Annotated in this window: 2 protein-coding genes and 1 pseudogene; all 3 read left to right on the forward strand. The window is 68.9% G+C overall.

Annotation, left to right across the window (positions count from 1 at the left end):
- Nucleotides 1-647: substrate-binding domain-containing protein (locus HHX40_RS35430; RefSeq protein WP_182884045.1), on the forward strand; the 647-nt coding region annotated here is incomplete at its 5' end.
- Nucleotides 648-673: 26 nt separating this feature from the next.
- Nucleotides 674-1846 carry a Gfo/Idh/MocA family oxidoreductase gene (locus HHX40_RS35435; RefSeq protein ID WP_310738420.1) on the forward strand — a complete coding sequence of 391 codons (1173 nt, stop codon included), beginning with the start codon at nt 674-676 and terminating at the stop codon, nt 1844-1846.
- Nucleotides 1846-1970, forward strand: a pseudogene (locus tag HHX40_RS37460) (sugar phosphate isomerase/epimerase); the annotation flags it as partial. The gene HHX40_RS35435 and the pseudogene HHX40_RS37460, both read left to right, overlap by 1 nt.

A 1970-nucleotide genomic window follows, 5' to 3' on the forward strand; every position in this document is an offset into this window, starting at 1 on the left:
TCCCGGTGATCAACCTGGACCGGGTGTTCCCCGACAAGCTGTCGTACCGGACCTGGATCGGCGGCGACAACTACGGCATGGGCGTGGCCGCGGGTCACTTCATCGGCAAGACGCTGAAGGACAAGGGGGTGGCCGACCCGGTGATCCTGGAGATCCAGGGCATCGCGACGCTGCCGCTGACCCAGGACCGCAGCAAGGGCTTCGAGGACGCGCTGAAGACCTATGGTTTCAAGGTGACCGCGAAGCAGGACGCGAAGTTCACGGTGGAGTCGGGCACGCAGGTGGCGAGCAACCTGCTGCAGGCGCACAAGAAGATCGACGCGATCTGGAACCACGACGACGACCAGGGCATCGGTGTGCTGGCGGCGATCAAGGAGGCCGGGCGTGAGGAGTTCTTCATGGTCGGCGGTGCCGGTTCGGCGAACGCGATGCGTGACATCAAGGCCGACAGCGGTGTGCTGAAGGCGACGGTGACCTACAGCCCGACGATGGCCGCTTCGGCGATCAAGATCGCCCGGCTCATCGCGCAGGGCAAGGGCATGAGCGACCTGCTGGAGCAGCAGGTGCCGCAGTCCATCACGCTGACGTCGGAGACCGTCACCAAGGACAACGCCGACAAGTACCTGCCCACCGGGTTCGAATCCTGATCCAGCCCTGATTCGAGGGAGTTCTAGTGACTGAAAGCAGGCCGGCGCTGGGTGTCGGCATGGTGGGGTACGCGTTCATGGGGCGCGTGCACTCACAGGCGTGGCGGAGCGTCGCGGCGGTCTTCGACGTACCGAGGCCGACCATGGCCGTCCTGTCCGGGCGGTCCGCGGAGCGTACGGCCGAGGCGGCCGACACGCTCGGCTGGGCGGCGGTCGAGACGGACTGGAAGCGGCTGATCGAGCGCGACGACGTGCAAATCGTGGACATCTGCACGCCGGGCGACTCGCACGCGGAGATCGCCATCGCCGCGCTGGCGGCGGGCAAGCACGTCATCTGCGAGAAGCCGCTGGCCAACACCGTGGCGGAGGCGGAGGCGATGACCGCCGCCGCGAAGGAGGCGGCGGCGCGCGGCGTGCGCAGCATGGTCGCCTTCAACTACCGCCGCGTTCCCGCCATCGCCCTGGCCAGGAGGTTCGTGGCCGAGGGCAGGCTGGGCGAGATCCGGCACGTGCGGGCGCAGTACCTGCAGGACTGGATCGTCGACCCCGAGTTCCCCCTCGTGTGGCGGCTCCAGAAGGACAAGGCCGGGTCCGGCGCGCTCGGTGACATCGGCGCCCACATCATCGACACCGCCCAGTTCATCGTCGGCCGGAACCTGACCGGGGTGACGGCGCTCACCGAGACCTTCGTCAAGGAGCGCCCGCTCGCCGAGGGGTCGAGCGGCCTCGTCGGCCAGGGCGGCGGCGGTGAGAAGGGCGAGGTGACGGTGGACGACGCGGCCCTGTTCATCGGCCGCTTCGAGGGCGGCGCGCTGGCGTCGTTCGAGGCCACCCGCTTCGCCACGGGGCGCAAGAACGCGCTGCGCATCGAGATCAACGGGTCGGCGGGCAGCCTGTCCTTCGACTTCGAGGCGATGAACGAGCTGTGGTTCTACGACGCCGCGGAGTCGGACGCCGGCTTCCGGCGGGTCCTCGTCACCGAGTCGGACCACCCGTACGTGGGGGCCTGGTGGCCGCCGGGGCACGGCCTCGGGTACGAGCACACCTTCGTCCACGAGGTGAAGGACTTCCTGGAGGCGATCGCCGCCGGCACCGACCCGACGCCGTCCTTCGAGGACGGCCTCCAGGTGCAGCGGGTGCTCGCCGCCGTCGAGGAGAGCGCGGCTGCCGGTAGCCGCTTCACGAGTGTGGAGGACTGATGACCAGGCCGATCACGTTGTTCACCGGTCAGTGGGCGGACCTGCCGTTCGAGGAGGTCTGCCGGCTGGCCGCCGAGTGGGGCTACGACGGTCTTGAGATCGCCTGCTGGGGCGACCACTTCGA

Origin of the sequence: Microbispora sp. H10949, assembly GCF_014161435.1 — a bacterium.
GTDB classification, from domain to species: domain Bacteria; phylum Actinomycetota; class Actinomycetes; order Streptosporangiales; family Streptosporangiaceae; genus Microbispora; species Microbispora triticiradicis.